At 69.4% G+C, this 21,211-nt stretch carries 22 protein-coding genes; 12 read left to right on the forward strand and 10 right to left on the reverse strand.

Annotated features, from left to right (window positions below):
• Window positions 1–24: 24 nt before the first annotated feature.
• Together ACH4U8_RS26270 and ACH4U8_RS26275 are read right to left on the reverse strand one after the other, a co-directional pair.
• Window positions 25–1,473, reverse strand: a complete 1,449-nt coding sequence (locus ACH4U8_RS26270) for a hypothetical protein (RefSeq protein WP_379987794.1) — start codon at window positions 1,471–1,473, stop codon at window positions 25–27.
• 216 nt (window positions 1,474–1,689) lie between these two features.
• Complete coding sequence (locus tag ACH4U8_RS26275) at window positions 1,690–2,484, reverse strand: alpha/beta hydrolase (protein WP_360315906.1); 795 nt, start codon at window positions 2,482–2,484, stop codon at window positions 1,690–1,692.
• 189 nt (window positions 2,485–2,673) lie between these two features.
• On the opposite strand from ACH4U8_RS26275, the gene ACH4U8_RS26280 reads away from it, so the two are divergent.
• Window positions 2,674–3,534, forward strand: coding sequence for a helix-turn-helix transcriptional regulator (locus ACH4U8_RS26280; protein WP_360315908.1), 861 nt, complete (start codon window positions 2,674–2,676; stop codon window positions 3,532–3,534).
• Window positions 3,535–3,589: 55 nt separating this feature from the next.
• Here ACH4U8_RS26280 and ACH4U8_RS26285 read toward each other — a convergent pair whose 3' ends face one another.
• Entirely contained in the window at window positions 3,590–4,420 is an 831-nt protein-coding gene (locus ACH4U8_RS26285; protein WP_395780616.1) for an isocitrate lyase/phosphoenolpyruvate mutase family protein, read from the reverse strand.
• Window positions 4,421–4,568: 148 nt separating this feature from the next.
• Entirely contained in the window at window positions 4,569–5,117 is a 549-nt protein-coding gene (locus tag ACH4U8_RS26290) for a hypothetical protein (protein ID WP_395780618.1), read from the reverse strand.
• A 108-nt stretch (window positions 5,118–5,225) separates the two neighbouring features.
• Here ACH4U8_RS26290 and ACH4U8_RS26295 point away from each other — a divergent pair, with 108 nt between their 5' ends.
• The 3 genes from ACH4U8_RS26295 to ACH4U8_RS26305 all read left to right on the forward strand — a co-directional run bounded on the left by ACH4U8_RS26295 (window position 5,226) and on the right by ACH4U8_RS26305 (window position 8,985).
• Window positions 5,226–6,560, forward strand: a complete 1,335-nt coding sequence (locus ACH4U8_RS26295) for a BTAD domain-containing putative transcriptional regulator (protein ID WP_395780620.1) — start codon at window positions 5,226–5,228, stop codon at window positions 6,558–6,560.
• A 199-nt stretch (window positions 6,561–6,759) separates the two neighbouring features.
• The gene (locus tag ACH4U8_RS26300; RefSeq protein ID WP_379987768.1) at window positions 6,760–8,139 is read left to right on the forward strand and encodes an FAD-binding oxidoreductase; all 1,380 of its coding nucleotides are present in this window, start codon (window positions 6,760–6,762) and stop codon (window positions 8,137–8,139) included.
• Window positions 8,140–8,334: 195 nt separating this feature from the next.
• On the forward strand, window positions 8,335–8,985 hold the full coding sequence (locus tag ACH4U8_RS26305) for a serine/threonine-protein kinase (protein WP_395780622.1): 651 nt from the start codon (window positions 8,335–8,337) through the stop codon (window positions 8,983–8,985).
• Here ACH4U8_RS26305 and ACH4U8_RS26310 read toward each other — a convergent pair.
• On the reverse strand, window positions 8,973–9,719 hold the full coding sequence (locus ACH4U8_RS26310) for a hypothetical protein (protein ID WP_360315918.1): 747 nt from the start codon (window positions 9,717–9,719) through the stop codon (window positions 8,973–8,975). The genes ACH4U8_RS26305 and ACH4U8_RS26310 overlap by 13 nt on opposite strands.
• A 220-nt stretch (window positions 9,720–9,939) precedes the next feature.
• On the opposite strand from ACH4U8_RS26310, the gene ACH4U8_RS26315 reads away from it, so the two are divergent.
• Together ACH4U8_RS26315 and mtnK are read left to right on the forward strand one after the other, a co-directional pair.
• Complete coding sequence (locus tag ACH4U8_RS26315; protein ID WP_395780624.1) at window positions 9,940–11,565, forward strand: flavin monoamine oxidase family protein; 1,626 nt, start codon at window positions 9,940–9,942, stop codon at window positions 11,563–11,565.
• Between the two features lie 79 nt (window positions 11,566–11,644).
• Entirely contained in the window at window positions 11,645–12,907 is a 1,263-nt protein-coding gene (gene mtnK, locus ACH4U8_RS26320) for an S-methyl-5-thioribose kinase (RefSeq protein WP_395780626.1), read from the forward strand.
• On the opposite strand, the gene ACH4U8_RS26325 is transcribed toward mtnK, so the two are convergent.
• The gene (locus ACH4U8_RS26325) at window positions 12,894–14,006 is read right to left on the reverse strand and encodes an acyl-CoA dehydrogenase family protein (protein ID WP_395780627.1); all 1,113 of its coding nucleotides are present in this window, start codon (window positions 14,004–14,006) and stop codon (window positions 12,894–12,896) included. The two genes, mtnK and ACH4U8_RS26325, sit on opposite strands and share 14 nt — an antisense overlap.
• 281 nt (window positions 14,007–14,287) lie before the next feature.
• On the opposite strand from ACH4U8_RS26325, the gene ACH4U8_RS26330 reads away from it, so the two are divergent.
• Together ACH4U8_RS26330 and ACH4U8_RS26335 are read left to right on the forward strand one after the other, a co-directional pair.
• Complete coding sequence (locus tag ACH4U8_RS26330) at window positions 14,288–14,893, forward strand: hypothetical protein (RefSeq protein ID WP_395780629.1); 606 nt, start codon at window positions 14,288–14,290, stop codon at window positions 14,891–14,893.
• Between the two features lie 27 nt (window positions 14,894–14,920).
• The gene (locus ACH4U8_RS26335) at window positions 14,921–17,236 is read left to right on the forward strand and encodes an NACHT domain-containing protein (protein ID WP_395780631.1); all 2,316 of its coding nucleotides are present in this window, start codon (window positions 14,921–14,923) and stop codon (window positions 17,234–17,236) included.
• A gap of 530 nt (window positions 17,237–17,766) precedes the next feature.
• On the opposite strand, the gene ACH4U8_RS26340 is transcribed toward ACH4U8_RS26335, so the two are convergent.
• From ACH4U8_RS26340 to ACH4U8_RS26350, 3 genes are read right to left on the reverse strand one after another with little or no spacing between them, the layout of a single operon-like run.
• Complete coding sequence (locus tag ACH4U8_RS26340; protein WP_395781009.1) at window positions 17,767–18,123, reverse strand: PIN domain-containing protein; 357 nt, start codon at window positions 18,121–18,123, stop codon at window positions 17,767–17,769.
• Window positions 18,124–18,131: 8 nt separating this feature from the next.
• Entirely contained in the window at window positions 18,132–18,422 is a 291-nt protein-coding gene (locus tag ACH4U8_RS26345; RefSeq protein WP_395780633.1) for a DUF4365 domain-containing protein, read from the reverse strand.
• Window positions 18,419–18,574: a hypothetical protein gene (locus tag ACH4U8_RS26350; protein ID WP_395780635.1), complete on the reverse strand. Its 156-nt coding sequence runs from the start codon at window positions 18,572–18,574 to the stop codon at window positions 18,419–18,421. The genes ACH4U8_RS26345 and ACH4U8_RS26350 overlap by 4 nt, the downstream gene beginning before the upstream one ends.
• Window positions 18,575–19,477: 903 nt before the next feature.
• On the opposite strand from ACH4U8_RS26350, the gene ACH4U8_RS26355 reads away from it, so the two are divergent.
• The 4 genes from ACH4U8_RS26355 to ACH4U8_RS26370 are packed head-to-tail and all read left to right on the forward strand — an operon-like array spanning window position 19,478 to window position 20,641.
• A complete protein-coding gene (locus tag ACH4U8_RS26355; protein ID WP_395780637.1) occupies window positions 19,478–19,654 on the forward strand; it encodes a hypothetical protein in 177 nt (58 codons plus the stop codon).
• A 56-nt stretch (window positions 19,655–19,710) separates the two neighbouring features.
• A complete protein-coding gene (locus tag ACH4U8_RS26360; protein WP_395780639.1) occupies window positions 19,711–20,019 on the forward strand; it encodes a transposase in 309 nt (102 codons plus the stop codon).
• Complete coding sequence (locus ACH4U8_RS26365; RefSeq protein ID WP_395780641.1) at window positions 20,016–20,162, forward strand: hypothetical protein; 147 nt, start codon at window positions 20,016–20,018, stop codon at window positions 20,160–20,162. Before ACH4U8_RS26360 ends, ACH4U8_RS26365 begins: the two co-directional genes overlap by 4 nt.
• A complete protein-coding gene (locus ACH4U8_RS26370; protein ID WP_395780643.1) occupies window positions 20,159–20,641 on the forward strand; it encodes a transposase in 483 nt (160 codons plus the stop codon). Before ACH4U8_RS26365 ends, ACH4U8_RS26370 begins: the two co-directional genes overlap by 4 nt.
• A 159-nt stretch (window positions 20,642–20,800) precedes the next feature.
• Here the strand turns inward: ACH4U8_RS26370 and ACH4U8_RS26375 are convergent, their stop codons facing one another.
• Complete coding sequence (locus tag ACH4U8_RS26375) at window positions 20,801–21,004, reverse strand: N-(5'-phosphoribosyl)anthranilate isomerase (RefSeq protein ID WP_143657983.1); 204 nt, start codon at window positions 21,002–21,004, stop codon at window positions 20,801–20,803.
• Window positions 21,005–21,211: the final 207 nt, after the last annotated feature.

Consider the following 21,211-nt stretch of genomic DNA (forward strand, 5'->3'; position numbering starts at 1 on the left):
GCGCGTCGGCATGACCGGCCCCGATCAGTGGTCGCCGGTGAGGACGCGGTGACAGTCCATCGACGGGTGGTGCCGCTCCGGCCAGTCGTCTCCGCCCTCGGTGATCAGCCAGATCCATTTGTCCGGGTCGGCCGGAGTGATCGGCGGCGCGTAGCCGTCGGTGAGCATCACCACCGCGTCGACCGATTCGTCGAAGCGGCCCGACCCCTCGATCTCCAGCCGGCCCTCGACGTAGTCGGCCACGTTCTGGAAGTTGGTGCCGCCGCCGCCCAGCACCCGTTCGCCCGGCTTGAACGGCATCACGGTGCCGTCGAAGCTGAGCCAGTGCGTCTCGACGCCGTCGGCCTTGCCGACCAACTCGGTCAGCCAGCTCACCACCTGGTCGGGCATCGAGCCGGAGGTGTCGTAGGCGATCACCACGACCTTGGTGCGTTCGAGTCCGCGTCGGGCGAGCATCGGGTCGTGGCCCAGCGCGGCCAGCAGCGCCCCGCGTTTCTTCGGATAGACCAGGCGTTCGCCCTCGCGCAGCTTGGACGCGAGCACGTCCACCAGCCACTGCTGCCACCACTCGACCCGGCGGGTGCGCTGGGTCTCGCCGCGCAGGAAGCCGGCGCCCAGGTCGCCCCACAACTTGGAGGTGCGGTCGGTGGCGCCGTCGGTGCGCGCGAGCAGGTCGAGCAACTCCTGTCGGGCCAGCCGTTCGCCGCGGCGGGCGGCGAGCAGCACGCTGCGCAGCACCTCGGAGGCCACCCGGCCGACGGTCTCGCCGTCCATGCCGTCGTTGTGGCCGGTGCCCTCGCCCAGCAGCACGTGCACGCACAGCGGGGGCGGCACCGGCGGGTTCTTCATGCGCTTGAGCTCGGCGTAGACGGTCGAGTCGGTGTCCACGAAGTCGTCGTAGGACAGTGCGGCCAGGCCCTGGTCGGTGAGGTCCTGGACGTAGTCGCGGTGGACCCTCCTCGGGTCGATGCCGGTGGGGTCCTCGATCAGGGCGCCGGTGTCCGGGTCGAGTCGGCGCAGGATCGGCAGTTTGCTGCGGCCCAGCCGGGCCATCGCGACGTGGTTGATGGTCACCTCGGCCGCGAGCGTGAACACCGGGTCGGCGCGCAGCTCGGACTCGGCGAACAGGTGCCGTTGGATCAGGTGCCGGGCCTCGTGGAAGAGCACGAACTTCACGCCGTCCAGGCCCAGATCGCAGAAGAACTGCGGGTTGTACAGGAGCAGACAGGTGCCGTCGCCGGAGGCCATCACGGCCGCGGTGTCGATCGCGGTGGTCGGGATGTGGTGGTGGCACTTGGTGTACAACCACGAGGCGATGACCGACAGTTCCATGCCGAAGTCGAGCAGCGCCTCTTCCTTGAGTTTGCGGGCCCGCGCGATCACCTCGTCGTCGGCCGGCCGCCATGCCTCCAGCGCCCGACGGTCGGTCAGACTCACGATCGGCGCCTGCGGGGCACGTTCGCCGTACGCCACGTCCGTCACCTCCCCTCGGTGTCGTTCGATGATCCCAGTGCCGACCGACAGCGGTTCGGCCGGCCCGGGACACCGCCGGCCACCGCGCCGGCCCCCACCCCGCTCGCCGAATCCACATTGTGGGCCGGGGCGGGGTGCCGGGTCAGCGGGATTTCCCGCGATCGGTCGGCGGCGGGACGAGGGGGGAGTGCATCGGGGGCTTCCGGGGCACGTGGTTCAGCCGGCGACGAGGAACTCGCGTACCGTCTCGACGAACTCCTCCTGCTTCTCGAACATCACTACGTGTCCGGAGTCGATCTCCGCGTACGTGCTGTCGGCGATCGCCTCGTGCAGCGCGCGGCTGTGCTCGACCGGGATGGTGGCGTCCCGAGTGCACCCGACGACCAGCGTGCGGGCCTCGATCGCGGGCAGCAGCGGGCGCAGGTCGGCGGTGAGGTTGTAGTCCACGTGCCGCAGGGTGCCCGGCGTGGGCGGCATGTTCGCCAGCATCGCCTCCACCGCGTCGCGACCGATCGAGTTCAGGAAGCCCCGGCTGAAGCCGGTCATCGTCACGTTCCGGGAGAACGACTCGGCGTCGGTGCGCCCCAGCCGCCGCCACACGGTGAACAGGTTGCGCAGGTATTCGTCGCTGTCCACGTGCGCCCACCCGGCGACCAGGATCAGCCGGCGGACCAGGTCCGGGCGCAGCGCGGCGACGGCCGCGACCACGGTCGAACCCATCGAGAAGCCGAGCAGGTCGACCGCTCCCGTGCCGGCGTCCTCGATCACCGCGATCACCTGGCCCGCCAGGATCTCGACGGTGAGCGCGCCGCCGGCGTCGGGGGTGGCGTCGGTCCCGGACAGATCGGGGGTGATCACCACCCGCTCGTGATCGAACAGCGGGACGGTGGCCCCCCAGTTCACCGGCGCGCCCACGGATCCGGTGCCGTGCACGAGCAGCAGCGCGGGGCCGGACCCGGTGCCGGAGAGGGTGTAGTGGACCTGGGCGTCGGCGACCTCGACGATGGGCATGGGGTGCTCCCGGTGGACCGGCTCGGGCGGCCCGGACCGCGAATCCGCAGGTCCGGCGCTTCGAGTGGGGTGGTGTCGAGCCGAACGACCCGACATCCGGAACTCTGCCGTCGCGCGGATCGGGCCGGGAGAGCCTCGCCGACCCTGGGATCGGCGGTCCCAGGTTGGCAACCGGGGCGATGCGGCACGATGACCGATATGACGATCGCTCGCGGTGAACTCGCCGACTTCCTGCGCCGCTCCCGGGCCCGGGTGTCTCCGCAGGACGCGGGCCTGCCCGCCGGTTCCCGGCGCCGTACGCCGGGCCTGCGCCGCGAGGAGGTGGCCCGCCTCGCGGGCATGTCCGCCGACTACTACATCCGCCTGGAACAGGCCCGCGGTCCGCAGCCCTCGACCCAGATGCTCGGCGCGCTGGCCCGGGCGTTGCGGCTGAGCGACGACGAACGCGATCACCTTCACCTGCTGGCCGGCCACCGACCGCCCGCGGTGCGGATCGCCGGGGACGAGGTGGCGCCCGCGCTGCTGCACCTGCTCGACCAGTTGGCGGCGACGCCGGCCCAGGTGCTCGACGACCTCGGTGACGTGCTCGCGCAGAACGCGATGGCGCAGGCGCTGCTGGGCGGGGTGTGCACGGTCTCCGAGCATGGTCGCAACGTGGTGTGGCGCTGGTTCGGCGACACCGGCCCGCGTGCCGCGTATCCGGTCGAGGAGCACGACTACCACAGCCGGCTGCACGTCGCCGACCTGCGCGCCGCCGCGGCGCATCGCCCGGACGATCCGGTGGTGCGGCGCCTGGTGACCCGGTTGCGCGAGGCCAGCGAGGAGTTCGCCGAGCTGTGGGACCGGCACGAGGTCGCGGTTCGTCGGCACAGCCGGATGCGGGTCCGGCACGCGGTGCTGGGCCTGGTGGAGGTGGACTGCCAGGTGTTGATCACCCCCGAGGACAACCGGCGCGTGGTGTTGTACACCCCGCCGCCGGGCAGCGACCTGGCCGATCGGCTGACCGTGCTGCGCCGCCCGGCGGGCACGGACACGTTGGCTTTCGGGTAGCTCCCCGCCGGCGCCCGGCCCGGGTGGGTGGGGGCGCCGGCGGTGTGCGGGTGGGTCAGCGGGCCAGGAGGGCGTTCAGGTCGCCGTAGGGGATCGAGTCGGTGAGCGCGGTGTATGTGCCGGTCTCGAACAGTTCCCGGGCCGAGCGGCGGACCACGGCGTAGGCCGCCTCGGCGATGGCCGAGCCGAGGCTGACCCGGGCCACGCCGAGCTTGCCGAGTTCGGCGACGGTGGGGGCGCCGGGGCCGACCAGTACGTTCAGCGGGGCGGGCAGGGCCTCGACGAGGGTGGCCACGGTGGTCGGGTCGGTGACGCCGGGGACGAAGATGCCGTCGGCGCCGGCCGCGAGGTAGGCGATCGCCCGGTCGAGGGTTTCGCGCAGCCGGTCGGCGGGGCCGCCGGCGCCGCGCAGGTAGGTGTCCACCCGGGCGTTGACGAACAGCGCGACGCCCGCGCTGTCCGCGGCGGCCCGCGCCGCGGCGATCCGCTCGACCTGGTCGGCGACCGCCCGCAACGGCACCGGACCGGCGTGCAGGGCGTCCTCCAGGTTGACGCCCACGGCGCCGGCGGCCAGCACGCCGCGAATGGTCTCGGCGACCCCCTCCGGGTTCTCGCCGAAGCCGCTCTCGATGTCCGCGGTGACCGGGACGTCGACCGCGGCCACCACCCGGGCGACGAGTTCGAGGGCCCGCTCGCGGCCCAGCCGATCGCCGTCGGCCGCGCCCAGGCCCCAGGCGACCCCGGCGCTGGTGGTGGCCACCGCGCTCGCTCCGGCGTCGGCGACGAGTCGGGCGCCCGCCGCGTCCCAGACGTTGGCGAGGGCGAGGGGCGCGGCACCGGTGTGCAGCGCCCGGAAGGTCAGGGCGGTGTCGTGGAGGCTGGTCATGGCCCCACTTCATCATCCGCCCGCCGATCGGGCCGGCGGTTTTGCGCCGGCATCGCCCGGGCCGGGAGCCCCCGATCCGATCTCCCCCGGCCCGGGAGCCCTCAGGCCGGGGACGGGCCCGGGTGCAGGCCCGGAGCGCCTCGGTTCGTCACGACGCCCCGGCGGCGCGGTCGAGGCGTGGGCACAGGTTCTCGGCGGTGCCGTGCAGCATGGTCAGCTGCTTGTCGCGGTTCGCGTCGATGTCGAGGGTGTAGGCCCCGTCGATTCGGTACAGACCGCGTGGCAGCGTGCCGCCGTTCTCCCGGAACGTGGTCAGGACGGGGCCCAGCACGAACCACGATTGGGAACCGTCGGGGCGGGTCCGGACCACCGCGCTGCCGCCCGCGTCCACGTCCAGGCTCGCACCGGTCGCGGTGTTGGTGACCCGCACGATCAGCGGCCCCTTGTACGCGACCCACTTGTGGCTGCCGTCGGGATTGCTTTCGAGCACCTGTTGCACCACCTCGTCCAGCACGGGTTCGGCGTGCACGGGGAAATCACAGCGCGCACCGGCCGGGTAGTCGAACGGTGGCGTCGGCGGCGCGGGCTCCCAGCGGCCTGCCACGGGGACGGGGGAGGACTCCGGCGCCGCGGAGGCGGGTGCCGCGGCCACGAGGGTGGCGGCAAGTACCGGTACGGCGAGGAGAGTTCGGTGCATGGTTGCTCCCGGGAGAGGTGGCGGACGGACAGCCGGCGAAGGCCCGGGTCCAGCTTCGCGCCGGCGGCTGACCGCATTCTCACCACGCGGTGCGGGAAGGTGGCAGCCATGGAGTTTCGGTTGCTGGGGCCCTTCCAGGCGCGCCACGAGGGAGCCGAGGTCGCGGTCGGCAGCCGGCGCCAGGAGCGGTGCCTGTTGGCCGTCCTGCTGCTGGGTGCGGGCCGGGTGGTGGGCACCGCGCGGCTGATCGACCTGCTGTGGCACGGCGCGCCGCCCGCCGGGGCGCGGGGCACCGTGCACACCTACATCGCCCGGCTGCGCGCGCGGCTCGGACCGTACGGGCTGTTCGTGCACACCCGGCACGACGGCTACACGATCGACCCCGACGGGCACGCGGTGGACGCGTGGGAGTTCGTCGACCTGATCGAGCAGGCGTCGGCGGCCGGGGATCCCGACGAGCGGGTGCGCCTGCTCGACCGTGCGTTGTCGTTGTGGCGCGGTCCGCTGCTGGCCGACGTGATCGACGATCCGCTGCGGGGTCGGCTCGGCGGCCGGTACGCCGAGCTTCGACTGGCCGCGTTGGAACAGCGGGCCGAGGCCCGGTTGGCGATGGGCCTGCACGACCGGGTGCTGGCCGATCTGGCGCCGGTGGTGGACGAGTTCGCGACTCGGGAGCGGCTGGTCGGGGCGCGGATGACCGCGCTGTACCGCGCCGGGCGTCGGGCCGAGGCGCTGGAGGTGTACCGGCACACCCGCAAGCTGTTGGTGGCCGAGCTGGGCATCGACCCGGGACCGGAACTGGCCACGCTGCACGATCGGGTCCTGCGCGCCGACCCCCGGCTGGACCGACCGTCGGCGCCCGTCTACGCGGTGCGGGTCGGCGAGGAGTGGTTGCCGTGGAACACCGGTGGACACCCGGCGCTGGAGTTCTGCAACACGTACGCCGGCTGGGGCCGCGTCGGGCAGGCGGGCGCGGACTGGCTGCGCCGGTACGAAACCCTCGCGGTCTGGGCGGGCCACCTGGACCTGCTGGACGACCGGCTGGTGCGCGGACTGCGCCGACGGGCCCGCGAGCATCCCGACCGGGCCGCCGAGGCGCTCGCGCGGGCGCGGGTGTTCCGCCGCGACCTGTACGCCTGCCTGACCGACCCGCACGACGCGCGCGCCTTCGACGCGGTGGCCGCCGTCGCCCGCGAGGCGGCCGGCTCGGCGGTGTTCGCCCGGGGCGAGGACGGCCTGGGCCGGTGGCGGCTGTCCGATGAGGCCGGCCTGCGCGCACCGCTGTACGCCACCGCCCGCAGCGCCGCCGAACTCCTCGCGGACCCACGCCGCTTCACCATCCGGAGCTGCCCCGACGAGCACTGCGGCTGGCTCTTCGCCGACCCGAGCGGTCGCCGCCGCTGGTGCAGTCTGGCGACGTGCGGCAACCGGTGTCGGACGTAGGGCGACCGCGGTCCGGGACCGCGGCCCGCGCGAAATTGCGCCCCGATGTACTCGGCGAGAGGCTGGATGGTGAGCCTCGCGGCGTGCGGTGACCCTGCGGGCCACGGCGGCGGGGTGTTGGCGCACGATTGCTTACCGAGGATCGGCCGGTGGGAAGGCCGGGCGGGTTTGCGGTCCGCGTCCCGTCAGGGAGATGGTCATGGACGGCAATATCCTCGAAGACATGCGCGGCGCGTTGCGCGGCCCGATCACGGTGCCGCAGGATCCCGCGTACGACTCGGCTCGTCGGATCTACAACGCGATGATCGACCGACGCCCCGCCGCGATCGTGCGGTGTGCGGACGCGGGGGACGTGATGGACGCGGTCGACTTCGTCCGCGAACACGACCTCGAACTCGCGGTCCGCGGCGGCGGACACAGCGGCGCGGGCCTGTGCCTGGTCGACGACGCGGTCACCCTGGATCTGGCGCCGATGCGCTGGGTACGGGTGGACCCCGTCGCCCGGACGGCCCGGGTCGGCGGCGGCAGCCTGCTCGCCGACCTCGACCACGCCACTCACGCGTTCGGCCTGGGCGTACCCGCCGGAATCATGTCCACCACCGGCGTCGGGGGCCTCACCCTCGGTGGCGGGCACGGCCACCTCACCCGCAAGTACGGCCTGACGGTGGACAGCCTGATCGCGGCGGACGTGGTGTTGGCCGACGGCAGCTTCGTCACCACCAGCGAGTCCGAGCACCCGGACCTGTTCTGGGCCCTGCGCGGCGGTGGCGGCAACTTCGGTGTCGTCACCTCGTTCCGCTTCCGCCTGCATCCGGTGGCGGACGTGGTCGTCGGGGTCACCCTGTGGCCGGTCGAGCAGACCCGCGACGTGTTGCGCTGGTACCGCGAATTCCTGCCGCAGGCGCCCGAGGATCTGAGCGGGTTCTTCGCGCTGCTGGCGGTCCCGCCGGGTCCGCCTTTCCCCGAGGAGATCCACGGCCACAAGATGTGCGGTGTCGTGTGGTGCTGGACCGGGGATCCGGATGCTGCCGAGGGCGCCGTCGCGGCGGTGCGCGAACCTGCCCCGCCGGCGTTCCACTTCACCGCGCCGATGCCGTACCCCGTATTCCAGGCCATGTTCGACGAACTGATCCCCGCCGGTCTGCAGTGGTACTGGCGCGGCGACTTCTTCGACGCGATCCCGGACGAGGCGATCGACGTACACGCCAAGTACGGGGAGAACCTGCCCACCGCGCTGTCCACGATGCACCTCTACCCGGTCGACGGGGCCGCACATCGGGTCGACGCGGCGGACAGCGCGTGGGGCTACCGGGACGCCACGTGGTCCGGGGTGATCGGCGGCGTCGACCCGGACCCGGCCAACGCCGAGACGATCCGACGGTGGTGCGTGGACTACTGGCAGGATCTGCACCCGCACTCCATGGGCGGCGCCTACGTCAACTTCATCGGCGCCGACGAGAGTCAGGACCGGGTGAAGGCCACCTACCGCGAGCACTACGACCGACTCGGTGGGATCAAGCACCGGTACGACCCGGAAAACCTCTTCCACGCCAACCAGAACATCAAGCCGAGCGGTTGAATCGCCGCCCGCCGCCGGGTGATTCGACTCCCGGGCGATGCGCGGTCGGTGCGGTGCGATGAAATGATCGCCTGCCGGGGTGTTTCGCGACCCTTGCGGCCGGTGGGCGCCTCCGGCGGATGCCGGACCGCGCGTCGCCGACGGGTGGGAACGCTGGAGCCTACGGGGGAACGAGGCACGTGGGGTTCGGGCACGGTGCCGGGCGGCCGCTACACGCTGGTCGAGCGGCTGGGCGGCGGCGCCATGGGCGAGGTGTGGCGCACCGAGGACGGCGTACTCGAACGGCAGGTCGCGGTCAAGATCCCGCTGCCGGCGCTGCCGGCCGACGCGAAGTTCGCCGAGCGCTTCCGACGTGAGGCCAAGGTGCCGGCCGCGCTCGATCATCCCGGCATCGTCGATGTGCACGACTACGGCGAGAGCGGGTCGGAGCCGCGGGTCGCGTACATCGTGATGGAACTCGTCGAAGGCCGCCCGCCGGACGTGGTCCTGGCCGAGGGCGGGGGCGAGGGCAGGGGCGGGGCCATGCCCGTCGACCGGGTGCTCGGCATCGCCGCGCAGGCGTTGGACGCGCTGCACGCGGCTCATCTGCGCGGCATCGTGCACCGGGACGTCAAGCCGTTCCACCAACTGGAGGCTGGTCGAGGCCCCCACCTCGGGCGCGGTCTACATCAAGGACTACATGGGCAAGAACTGCCTGACCAACAACGCTTCGGGCAAGGCCCTTTCGGTGGTTTCGTGCACTCCCGGGAGCAAGTACCAGCAATGGCGCATCCCGTAGGCCCGGCCCGTCGGCGTGCCGCCCGCCACACCGCTCACCCGAAGGGGGCGACGGCTCAGGTCGAGTAGGCCCCCACCGGGGCATCGCCGTTGCGCGCCCGCCGGGGATCGACCGGCGTCGCCTCGGCCGGCCGGGTCCTGGGGGCCGTCTTGCTCAACTCGTGGAACTTGGTGCCCAGCGGGGCGACGATGTTCGTCTCGATCTCGTGGTAGCTGGTGAGTTGTGAGAGCGGCACCCGGCGCAGGTACCAATGGCCCGTCAGATCACAGCCCATCGCGGCACCGCGGAAGCCGCCCGTGGTCCAACCGTCGAACTCGTTTTCGCGAGTCCGTTCGAGACGGAAGTACTGGAAGATCTTCTCCGCGGTGTCGTAGGCCCGTTCCTGCGGATCGGCCGGACAGGGATCACAGACGCCGAACCAACACTCGGGCTCCGCCGCGTCGCCGAGGTAGGCGTCGTTGAAGCCCAACCAGGGCCAGACGAAGGCCAGGAGCCGGGCCTCGCCCATCGGGCAGTCGGTGGCGTCGACGCCGTTCGGAACGGTGGAGGGGTCCACGTAGAAGCGTCCGAGCCAGGTGGGCTGCCACAGGTAGAACGGGTACGAGCTGTCGTCGGAGAGCAGGTACGAGTTGGCGTTGGAGAACAGCGCCTGACCGCCGATGGGCCGGAGGCTGACGCCGTACTCGGGGATGGAGAACCGCACGCCGAGCACCTCGAAGAAGGCGCGTACATCGCGGAAATACTGCTCCATGTGACCGTAACCCTCGACCGCCGCAGTGGGTACGTCCCGCCGGAATGCCATCGTCGGACACCTTTCGTCGTGGACAAGAAACGGCTCCGGCCGACCGTCGTTCGCCCGCGGTGCGGGGTCGGCGCGTCGCCGGAGCTGTGTGGTCCAAGGAACGTGCCTGGTTCGACCCGTCCCGATGTCTACGCTCGGTGATCAGTCGACTTCAGTTTGGGCGATAGTTTCGGGTAGTACAAGAGTTCGTCACAACGCTGTCCGACGGCGGGAGTGCCGGGTGTGGGACGTGGTGGTGGTGGGCGCGGGCGTGGGTGGTTGCCATCTGGCCCGGCGGTTGCAGGAGGGCTGCGATCGGGGCCAACCCGGTCCGGCCGGCGGGCGAGTGGCCCTGTTCGAGGCCTCGCATCGGGTCGGTGGTCGTCTGTGGTCGTCCCCGTTGCCCGATCTGACCGGACCGGTGGCCGAGTTCGGCGCGATGCGGTTCGACCGGAGTGAGCACCACGTCGTCGATCTGATCGCCGGGTTGGACCTGCAGGGTGATGTCGAACCGTTCTGGTTCGGGCGGCCGGAGAACCTCGACTATGTCCGCGGTACCCGACTGCGCCGGCGGGAGGTCTGCTCGGACAGCACGCAACTGCCCTATCTGTTGGCGCAGTCGGAGCGCGGTCTGGGTGGCGACGGCCTGGCGGGCATCGTCGCCGAGGCGGCCGTGCCGGGATTCACGGCGTGGCACGAGAGTCGCGATCAGGCGATGGGGGCCGGGAGTTCGGAGCGGGTCGCGGTGATCGACGCGCGCTATCGACGGGCTCGGCGGGCCGCCACCTGGCGTGGTCTGGGACTGCACGAGGTCCCGTGGGCGACCCTGGTGGACGCGGTGCTGACCCCCGAGGCTGCGGCGTTGGCCCATGACACCGGGGGTTACGACCGGCGGGAGTGCGGGGGCAGCGCGGCCGGACAATTGGACGGCCTGTTCCAGGCCGTGCGGACGGGGCCGTGTCTGCGGCTGCGGGGCGGCTTTCAGGCCCTGCCCGCCACGCTGCATCGACGGTTCGCGGCGGCGGGGGGCCGGACGTTCCTGGGACACCGATTGGTACGGATGGAACGGGCGTCGGGAGAGGGCGGCTATCGGCTGACCTTCCTGCGCTCCGATGCGGCGAACGCCCGCGTGGTCGAAGTACGCGCCCGGAGCGTGGTTCTCGCGCTCCCCACGCCCGCCGTGCGCAAGCTGGAGCCGGGGGTGTTTCCGCCCGACACCGAAGCGTTTCGGCGCGGGCTCGACAGTACGTACCAGGTACCGGCCGTGAAGGTGTTTCTGCGCTATCCGACCGCGTGGTGGTGCCGGCTGGGGCTGAGCCAGGGGCGAAGCACCACGGATCTGCCGAACCGCCAGCTCTGGTACTGGGATTCGCCCGATCACGGCGACCCGGGGGCGCCGGGGGCGTTGCTCGCGGTCTACGCCGACGGCTCGGCCTGCCGCTACTGGACCGAGTCGGATGGCGGACCGCGCTACCGCGACCGGGTCCGGTCCGGTCCCGGTGCCGCCGACCACCCGGACGTGCCCGGCCGCCTGTTGGTGGAGCGTGCGCATGCGATGGTGCGCGAGATCCACGGCGTTCCCGACGCCCCGCCGCCGGACGCGGCACGGTGGCGGGACTGGTCCGTCGACCCCTACGGCGGTGCCTGGCCCGTGTGGCGCGCGGGCTACGACCCCGATCGGGTGATCCCCACGATGCGCCGCCCGCTGCCCGGCGAGCCGGTGTTCTGGGTCAACGACTCGTGGACGCCTCGGCCCGGTTCGGTCCAGGGCGTCCTGGAATCCGCCGAGCGCATCCTTCGGGAGCACTTCGGGCTGCCCCGACCCGGCTGGCTGCGTCCGGACCCGGTCGACTGGGACATCGGGTGACCCGGCCCCGACCCGCCGCCGCGCACGACCGTGCCCGCGTACGACCGACCGGTCTCCGCCCGCCTTCCCGAGGAGGATCGTGAACGACTTCGTGCCGTCCGAGTTGCTCGACGAAAAGACGTTGCCGCCCTACCTGAGCGCCATCCCGAACGTGGCCGAGCGACTGGGCGGCCACTCGTCCGGCTGGCGGGTCCGAGAGATCGGCGACGGCAACGTCAACTACGTCTTCGCGGTACACGGCCCCGCCGGCCGCGTGTGCGTCAAGCAGGCGATGCCCTACGTCCGGGTGAGCGGCGAGTCCTGGCCACTGACTCCACGCCGGGCCTATTACGAGTACCGCGCACTGGTCGAACACGGCCGACACGTCCCGGCCAGACTGCCGGAAGTGCTGCACCACGACTCCCGAATGAACCTGCTGGTCACCGAACACCTGTCCCCACACGTCGTGTTGCGCGAAGGACTGCGACACGGCAACCGCTATCCGCACCTGGCCGACCACCTCGCGCAATACCTGGTGGGTTCGCTCTTCCACACGAGCGACCTGGCACACGCCGCGATCGACAAACGCCCCCTCGTCGCCCTGTTCAGCGGCAACCACGAGATGACGCAGATCATGGAGGACATGATCTTCACCGAGATCTACCACGAACACGGCCGCAACAGGTGGACCAGCCCCCAACTCGACGACACCGTCGCACGGTTGCGCGACGACGTGGACCTCAAGGTCGCCGTCGCCCGGCTGAAGGTGCGCTATCTCACCTGTACCGAGGCGCTTCTGCACGGCGACCTGCACACCGGGTCGATCCTGGTCACCGAGGACGACACCCGGGTCTTCGACCAGGAGTTCGCCTGCTACGGACCCATCGGCTTCGACGTGGGCACGCTGCTGGCGCATCTGCTGATCGGCTACTTCGCCCAGGACGGCCCGACGGTCGCCGATCCCGAGCGCACCGACCGGCAGACCCGGCTGTTACAGGTCGTCGAGGACGTCTGGACGGGCTTCGCCCGGGGTTGGGCGGCGGCGTGGGAGCAACCTCGGCAAGGAGACGCCTACCCGCGTGTGTTGTTCGACGACGCAGACGTCCTGGCGGGCGAGCGCGAGCGCCACCTGGCGGGGATCTTCACGGACTCCGTCGGCTTCTGCGGGGCGGAGATCATCCGCCGCATCATCGGGATGGCGCACGTCGCCGAACTCCGGGCCATCGAATCCGACGATGCCCGGGCCCGCTGCGAGCAGCGCTGCCTACGCCTGGCCACGCACCTCCTGAAGCACCCACACGCCCACCGAACCATCCGAGACCTGACCGACGCGGCGCGCACGGCCCGCCTCACAACCTCCTGAGCATCAACCGACCCATTTCGGCCCGCAGTTGCGGAGTCTGTGCCTGGATCAGGTGAAACTGGGCCTCCCGAGCCAGGCGCCCCGCCGGGTCGCCGTGACTCATGGCCCGGCCGCCCGTCGCGACCACACAGGCCGTACCGGCACGCGCGCACAGATCGAGAGTCGCCGCCCGGACCGCGATCCGGGCGGCGAGCCCCTCCCCGTCGGGGAGTCGATCGCGCAGGGAGTATGCCTCGGCCCGTAGGCGGGCGGCCTCCTCGGCGATCCGAAGGCCGAGATCCTCGTATTCGGTGCCCGCCCTCGGCCCGGATCGCACCAACAGGTCGCACGCGGCGCGCAGATGCCCGAACACCGCCGGATGCGCGTTCGCGTTCTCGTCGTCGTACTCGCGGATCCACCGCGACCTGGGCCCCAGCGCGATCACGTCGCTCGCCGGGACGAACACGTCCCGCAGCTCCACGGCGGCGGTATGGGTGGCCTGCATGGCCCAGAGCGCCTGCCCTTCGTCCGCGACCAGGCCGTCGGCCGCAGCGCAGTCGAGCACGACGAACAACGCCCGATCGTCCGAGGTCACGGCCCCGACGAAGGCCACGTCGGCGAGCCCCCACCCGGTCATCCACGGAATGCGCCCACGAAGTCGCCAGCCGTCCCCGACGCCCTCCGCGACCACCGGCGGCGTGGGATGCCGAAGATAGGCGAAGCCCGCCGTAGCGAACCGTTCACCCTTGACGAGAGCCGGCAGCCATTGCTCGCGCAACTCGACGTTCCCACTCGCGACGAGCCCCTTCACCAGCGCGAAGTGCTGGGCGAAGACGAACCACGTGGCAGGATCGACGGCGGACAACACCTCGTGCACCTCGCGAACCACCTGCGCCCCGGTCACACCGCCGGCGCCGATCGGCTCGTAGTCGAGCATCCCCCAGGCCCCGGCCCGCGCCAACTCCTCCAGATGCGACCGCGGCACACCCACCGCGGCCGTGTGCTCCGCCGCGGGCCCGATGACATCCACCGCAGCCGCAACGACGGCGGCCACCAGCGGCTCGCCCGCCACCCCCGCCGCGGTCGCCAGAGCCGTCCGCGAGCCAGGAATCCTTCGCATCCGAGTACGCCCCTCCCACCCCACGGTCAACGACCTGCACCCATGCCCAACAACCTCCCCACCGCCCGACCGAGTACGCCCCCACCACCCGCCCTCCGGCCCCAATCCGGCGGGCGAGAAGACAACGAGCGACGAACGTCCGCACGGCCCGCCGGCTTGGGCCGCTGCGATCGGATGTCGGTATGCCGCATCACCGCAGTCGGCTGCGGATCGGTCGGGCATTTTCCCCGAAATGGATTTCATGCCTGCCGCGCACGACCGGGCTGCCCTATCATGCGGCCATGCAGACGGCTGGCGTGGGTCAACGGGGAACCGGCTTGAACGTGGCCCTTATCGACTTCCACAACCTCGATCCGCGGGCGACCACGCGACCGACTATTCAGGACGGTCTCGAACTGGCTGCCGAATTGGTCAGGGAAACCTTCTCGCCGGGAATGGGAACGCTCCCACGCAATGCGGTCGAGGTGGAATGCAGGATCTATGACGGATGGCTGGATCGGGCCGGGGGGTATATGGAGAAGTATCGAATCACAAGCTCCCTGCTCGACACCGTGCTTTCGTTGGAGAAGGGGGTCCGGATCCTGCCGCGGCTTGCCACCAGCCTTGCCTGCAGTCCCGGTTCCATGCTGACCGGGACATATAAAAACAAAGGGCAGAAGATGGTCGATCAAATGCTTGCACAGGATGCGCACTACTATTCCGAGCAAGAAGACTACGATCGCATTCTGGTCATTGCGAACGATGATGACTACGTGCCGGCGATGATAGCGGCGGCAACCCGCTGGGGGAAGCCGATCGTCTGGCTGCGGAAGAGATCATCCACCCCTCATGATGCACACTTCGCAGCATTGAATGTCGATCTCCTGACAGCCCCCTCCTGGAGCTGACTCACCCATGACCATCGCGGAGTCACCATGACCGCACCTGCCCGCGGCAACGAAACAAGCAAGGCGCTCGAAGATCAGCTCAGAATGGATCTCGCCGGGTTTGCCGATCCGGGTATGCCGGTCAATATAAAGGCCGCCGAAACCGGCTGGATCAAGGCCGAGTGGGTGATCAGAGGGGAGGAGCGAAGCGCGCGATTCCGTCTGGCGGATGCCACGGATCTGCGTGACGTGATCGTCCGCACCGAGCTTGGTGGGGACATCAGCTATCGGTCGTTCCTGGCCGCCACCGACATGGCCAACCTGCGCAGGTTGGCAGCCAACATGTGCAACCTCATCAAGGTCGACGAAACCTACGTCGCGCCGCATGCCGTGCTCGACAACAGCCTCGAGGTGGCCCAGGGCGAAGTTCTCGCCAGTGACCTCGTGCGGCGGATCGCCAAGGACGCGGACGGCCGGACCAACGTCATCTTTCTGACCGCACAGGCAGGGGTCGGCAAGACGAGTCTGCTGCGGCATGTCGTCCAGGCCGTGGCCAACGACTATCGAAGCGGCCAAGCTGACGCGTTGTGGCTCTACGTCGACGCCCAGGGTCGTCGCCTGGCCAAACTCGACGACGCCATTTCGGGTGAACTGGGGAAACTGCGCGCCCAGTTCTCGTTCGATGCGGTGGCGTCGCTGGTACGAGTCGGGTGCCTGGTGTTGGTCGTCGATGGATTCGACGAACTGCTGGGGATTCAGGGCAGCTACGACGAGTCCTTCAGTTCCCTGGCAAGTTTCCTGGACGAACTGCAGTCCTCCGGCTGCGTCGTTGCGGCCGCACGGAGCGCGTACTACGAGCAGGAGTTCGTCGGTCGGGTCAACTCGGCCATCGGTTTTCGTTCCGATGGCTGGATCGTGAACCGGGTGCGTCTGCAGCCATGGACGCCGGGTCAACTCAACGCGTATGTCGAGAAGCGGGCGGCCGAGCGCGGGCTCTCACCGGCGCGCATCGCCGAGCTCGAGGAGAAGGTGTCCACCGCGTTCGCCGGCGAATCGGTGAGTCATCTGCGGGGCCTGCCGTTCTTCGTCTCCCGGGTGACGGACCTTTCGCTCATGGGATCCCCGCTCTCGTCGGGTACCGATTTACTGGAGCAGTTGGTCAACAGCTATGTGAAGCGAGAGGCGGAGGAGAAGCTCCGGGACAGCCCCGGGCACAACTATCTGACCGCAGATCAGTTGCGCGAGGTCTTCTCCGAGATCGCCGAGGAGATGTGGCGCCAGGACACCCGCGAACTGTCCCGGACATCCCTGCGGGAAGTGCTCGAAGTCTGGCTCGACGTGGCTGGACTTCCCGCGGAAGCCCAACTGGCCGTGGTCGACCGAGGCCCGTACTCCGCGCTCCTCCAAGCCGCCGACAAGGGGGCGGTGAGGTTTGAACACGACGTCTACTACTCGTACTTCCTCGCCGGACCCATCGTCGATTTGACCCGAAAGGGAGATCCGCTTCCACTGCGTCAGGCCCTCCGCCGCAGCCAACTTCCGGCGGAGGCCGCCACCATGGCCGGTGCCCGCCTGCAGAATCGGGCCACGGAATACCTGGCCCTGCTCATGACCGCCGGCGAACGCCAGGATGCGAGCACGGAACAGGTGCGCCAGAATGCCGGCGCCGTCGCGGCCGGGATCATGCGCGCCCATGGCAGCCCCTTCGAAAACATGGAGCTGCGCTTTTTGGGGTTCGTGGACTGCGACATGAGCAGTATCACGCTCAGGGATTCCCGACTTCGAGACTGCTCCTTCACGGGGAGCGACCTGCGGGACTTCCACTTGTTCGGATGTGCCGGCGAGCGACTGAGCTTCGAACGCGTCGGTGTGGACAGTGTCACCACCGTGCTCGACGTCTCGGGTGTCCCGGTGAACGACTTCCGGGCACTGCGGCTCTACGCCGAATCCGGCGAAAGCACGGTCTACGACCCCCGGAAGGTCTCCGAGATCCTGTCCGAATGTCGGCTCCCCGAAGCCCGGACATCAATTCCGTTGCGTCCGGTGAAGGCCGAGATCGTGAGCCTGTTGGACGACCTGAGCTGGCTGTTCGCCAAGACCAACCTCTTCACCGAAAACGACAGCACCGCCGATGTGCGTCGAGTGGTCCAACATCCCGACTGGCGGAGCGTCAGAAGTGCCATGATCAACGCGGGAATCCTCTCCTGGAACAAGAAGCAGGCCAGCGGCAACAAGGATTTCCTGAAGGTCCACGTGCCCCCGACGGACCTCATGCCCGGTCAGGACCGCCAGGCAACCGTCGTCCGAGCCGTCCGCGATCTATGGGATTTCCTGGAGCACTCCTTCCCGGCCGCACAGGAGTAGGGGCGCGGCTACCGGGCGACCCGTGGACCGAGCGCCGGGCGGGCCGGATCATGCTCATCGACGCAGCGCGTATCCGCGTCGCCCTCCCGGCTTGCCCGTTCGGACGGCGCCGCCAGTGTCCGGCATGCCTCGATCGTCGGGGCGGGTAGCCGCAGGGTCGGGCGCGCAAGCGCACGAGCCAATGTCTGCGGACATCCGGAGAAAGCGGGACCCAAAGCCGGGATGCGCCGTAGGCGGGATCGCCGGCTACGGGCATCGAGGGCCCTGCGACTTCGGCCCGGCAACCACAACCGGAACCACGTCGGCCCCGACCATGTGCACGGTCGAGGCCGACGTTTTGCCTGATACGGCCGGCGGAGCAGACGAGATTCGAACTCGTGGGGTGTGAACCCAACACGCTTTCCGGTTGATCGTCCGGCCGTCGGGAAGGGTCCGAGAGAGCCCGGAACTGCGGTTCTGCTGGAGTGGGTGGGGGTTCCGAACGGCGCTCTACGGCGGTGAATGCAACCAAAACCGCAACCACGTGCCGCCTATTTGCCCGGGTTGGGCCCGTACCACTGGAGCGCCTGCCCGGTGACGGCAGCGATGCAGTCGAAGTCTCGGTCGCGATGCAGCAGGGTCAATCCCTGGAGTTCGGCCGTGGCGGCTACGACGAGGTCAACGGCTCCCGCGCTGCGATGCTGCCCCCACTTGGTCAGCGCTTCCTGTACCTGCCAGGCACGCGTGTAGGCGCGATCGTCGATCGGAACCCAGCCGAAGATCGCCCGCATGTCCTCGATGCCCTGTGACCGGTCTTCGACGGAACGGGCGCCGTGGAAGAACTCCAAAAGGCTTACCGATCCCCCAGGAGGCGTTCGTGAAGCCGGATTCAACAGCCTTCGACGGATGTCTCGCCTCAGGGCTCGGGGATGCGCCAGATGATTTGGACCTGCTCGTCCAGGGGGAGTGAGGGAGCGCCGACGTAGATACGATGGTTCGGGCGGTCGAGCGGGCCGGATCGGCGGAGCTGTTGCGTTGCGTTCGCCCAAAAGAGCTTCTTGCTGTCCGGGTCGTACACCACGCAGTAGACAGGGATGTTCCCGTTTGCCCAGGTGTCGCCGTGGTGGCTGACGGGTATGGCGTAACCGTTGGCCCGGCGCCATTTGTCCCCGCCCTTGACTTGGACCCTGATGACGTCGCTCGTCACGTGTTCGTTCTCGACGAACTGACGTAGAGGTCCTCGCCGAAGTCGTTCTGTCCGGATATCTCCTGGACGATGTGGTCGTGCTCCTCGAGGAGGGCGCGTACCGCGTTCACGGCCGCTTGGCCTATACGCCGGCCCTTCGGGATCTTCGGCATGCCCGTCTCTCCGGAGGTTCTCATCCGCCCGCGTGAGTTCCGTAGGCGGCGTTGTCCTCGTAATTCTGCCGTGCGCTCCTGACACCTGGCTCCAGCGCACGGCTGGAGCGGTCCTCCACGCCGGCGCGACCGAATGACCTGAGACTGGAAACGACGAAGGCCCGGACCGCTGAGCGGTCCGGGCCTTCGTGAAGGCGGAGGATACGAGATTCGAACTCGTGAGGGTGTGAACCCAACACGCTTTCCAAGGGGTCGTCTGCCCATTCAGCCAGCACCAGCGACGTCCTGACCTGCGGCAAGCGACCGCCGACGGGCGCGGCGAACGCTGCCGCACACGTATGAATGCAACCAGAACTGCAACCAGAGTCGCTGGGGGATTGGTTGCATTTGGCGAGGTCGCCATCCCGTCCGAGCGCGAGCAACGTGTCCTCGATCCCTCTGCGCTCGGGCGACGCGGTGCCGGAATCAGGATGCGGTGTGGCGCTCGTTCGAAGATGCCGCGGTAGGTGGCACCGAGGGTTGTCACGATGCCGCCTGTGACTCCCGGCCCCTTTCGGAGGCGACTCACGTAGTTCTCGGAAACCAGTATGCGGTCGCCGAGTGCTTCGGTCCCGCTGCCAGCGGTACACGTACCTGTCGACCTCGACGACCTGATTTCCCACATTCTCGTAGTGGCGCTTCACCTGGTCGAGTTGGGCTCCAGGTCCTTGACCCGCTTCTCCGACTGCTCGACCTTGATTGCAATGGCGCGTCCGGCCTGTACGTCTTTTCTTGACGGGTTCTTCGACTAATTCCATACGACGGGGTTGTTCGGTTCCTGGCAGGATGCCTGCCGACTGGATGCGGCGCCGCTGCGGGGGACGCGGGGTGCGTCGAGGCGAACGCGGGGACGAGAGGCAGTCGATGGAGTTCGAGGATCGGGTTCCGTTCGTGGTCCGACTGGACACCGAGGATCGGCAGGTGCTCTTCGCGTGCGGAACTCGCCTGATCTTTCCTGTGCGTCAGGTGCTCCTGCGCCAACACGAGCCGTCGGCACACGTGCTGATCCTTCTCTCTGGCTGGACGAAGGTCTGGGCTTGATCCGCTTTGACGGACACCTTGGATGAGGGCTACGCGTCCTCGAGAGGATGTCCATCATGGAGAGCATGGGGAAGAAGAAGCCACGCCCTCGCCGCTCGTTCACGTCGGAGTTCAAGGCCGAGATCGTCGAACTGTGTCGGCGCTGTGACCGTTCGGTCGGTCAGGTCGCGAAGGACTTCGATCTGACCGGGACCGCGGTGCGCGACTGGGTCGTGCGGGCCGAGGTCGACGCCGGGGAGCGCGACGGCCCGACCAGCGGTGAACGTGAGGAACTGGCCGCGTTGCGGCGCGAGAACCGGCGGTTGCGCCAGGACGTGGAAGTCCTCAAGCGGGCCACGGCTTTCTTCGCGAAGGAGACCCGGTGACGGTGCACCCGTTCATCGAGGCGGAGCAGCAGGGCGGCAACAGCGTCAAACGCGCGTGTGAGCTGCTGCAGGTCTCCCGTTCCGCCTTCTACCACCGCGGCAGCGCGGCCCCGGTCCGCGCAGGACGCGCGACGAAGAGTTGACCGCGCGGATCGCCGAGGCCCACCGCGCCTCGCGCGGCAACTACGGCGCCCCGCGCGTCCACGCCGTCCTGACCCGCGGTGGCCACCGTGTCGGGCGCCGCCGCGTCGCCCGGCTGATGCGCGAGCCGGGCTCGAGGGCCGTCACCGCAGACGCGGCCGGCGCACAACGGTGCCCGATCCGCACGCGGCCGCCGGATCGCGGATGTCAGTACACCAGTCGCGAATTCTCCCTGCCGGCAAGCGAGTTCGGCATCCGGCTGTCGGTCGGGCGCACGGGCCAGTGCTGGGACAACGCGCTCGCCGAGTCGTTCTTCGCCACCCTCAAGAACGACCTCGGGGCCGACCGCCGCTGGCCCAGCCGTACCGCCGCCCGTGCCGCCGTGTTCGAATACGTCGAGAGTTGGTACAACCTGCGTAGGTTGCACAGCAGCCTCGGCTACCGCAGTCCCGTCGAATACGAAGCCGCACTCGCGGCTTGACCACAACGACTGTGTCCGTCATAGCGGAGCAAGCTCACACCCGCGTCAACAACCCTGCGGGTCAATACAGCTAGCGGTTGATCTCGGGTGCTCGTGGTCAGGGCGGTTGCTGTACTCAGCTGCTGTACAGCACCGGTCAGGCGGGCACTCAGCGTTGTGTCAGCAATGAATCCTCAGTTCGCCCTCGTTGCAGAGGATGACAACCTGATCACCCGTCTCAAGGACGTGGAAGTGGCGCTCGCGTGCGATGCCGATGATCTCTTCCAACGACGCCATACGCTCTACGTCGTAGATCGACCGACGCACGACTCCTCCCCGATCTGCCGCTGCTGCCCTGAATATCTGATCAACCCATGTACTCATGGTGGCAAGCTAGAGTTTGCGCAAAGGACCTCGCTGGCGGTCATGGAAGTCTGCGGAGCTATCGGGGGGAACGCGACATCACCCTTCCATCTGAACCTCAGCCGCCTCCGCCCTTGCTTCCATCCCGTCTGCCGTCGGCCCGCACTTCTGTGGAGCAGGCGTGGTTCAGGGCGTCAAGGTGGAGCGCCCTGCTGGACGTACGACCTT

The organism is Embleya sp. NPDC020886, from assembly GCF_044333915.1.
Lineage (GTDB): Bacteria > Actinomycetota > Actinomycetes > Streptomycetales > Streptomycetaceae > Embleya.

Excerpts from the sequence above, each read along its gene's own strand:
- ACH4U8_RS26275 (WP_360315906.1), bottom strand. The coding sequence starts at position 2,484 with ATGCCCATCGTCGAGGTCGCCGACGCCCAGGTCCACTACACCCTCTCC.
- ACH4U8_RS26280 (WP_360315908.1), top strand. The coding sequence starts at position 2,674 with ATGACCGATATGACGATCGCTCGCGGTGAACTCGCCGACTTCCTGCGC.
- ACH4U8_RS26285 (WP_395780616.1), bottom strand. The coding sequence starts at position 4,420 with ATGACCAGCCTCCACGACACCGCCCTGACCTTCCGGGCGCTGCACACC.
- ACH4U8_RS26290 (WP_395780618.1), bottom strand. The coding sequence starts at position 5,117 with ATGCACCGAACTCTCCTCGCCGTACCGGTACTTGCCGCCACCCTCGTG.
- ACH4U8_RS26295 (WP_395780620.1), top strand. The coding sequence starts at position 5,226 with ATGGAGTTTCGGTTGCTGGGGCCCTTCCAGGCGCGCCACGAGGGAGCC.
- ACH4U8_RS26300 (WP_379987768.1), top strand. The coding sequence starts at position 6,760 with ATGGACGGCAATATCCTCGAAGACATGCGCGGCGCGTTGCGCGGCCCG.
- ACH4U8_RS26310 (WP_360315918.1), bottom strand. The coding sequence starts at position 9,719 with ATGGCATTCCGGCGGGACGTACCCACTGCGGCGGTCGAGGGTTACGGT.
- ACH4U8_RS26325 (WP_395780627.1), bottom strand. The coding sequence starts at position 14,006 with ATGCGAAGGATTCCTGGCTCGCGGACGGCTCTGGCGACCGCGGCGGGG.
- ACH4U8_RS26330 (WP_395780629.1), top strand. The coding sequence starts at position 14,288 with ATGCAGACGGCTGGCGTGGGTCAACGGGGAACCGGCTTGAACGTGGCC.
- ACH4U8_RS26335 (WP_395780631.1), top strand. The coding sequence starts at position 14,921 with ATGACCGCACCTGCCCGCGGCAACGAAACAAGCAAGGCGCTCGAAGAT.
- ACH4U8_RS26350 (WP_395780635.1), bottom strand. The coding sequence starts at position 18,574 with ATGCCGAAGATCCCGAAGGGCCGGCGTATAGGCCAAGCGGCCGTGAAC.
- ACH4U8_RS26355 (WP_395780637.1), top strand. The coding sequence starts at position 19,478 with ATGGAGTTCGAGGATCGGGTTCCGTTCGTGGTCCGACTGGACACCGAG.
- ACH4U8_RS26360 (WP_395780639.1), top strand. The coding sequence starts at position 19,711 with ATGGAGAGCATGGGGAAGAAGAAGCCACGCCCTCGCCGCTCGTTCACG.
- ACH4U8_RS26375 (WP_143657983.1), bottom strand. The coding sequence starts at position 21,004 with ATGAGTACATGGGTTGATCAGATATTCAGGGCAGCAGCGGCAGATCGG.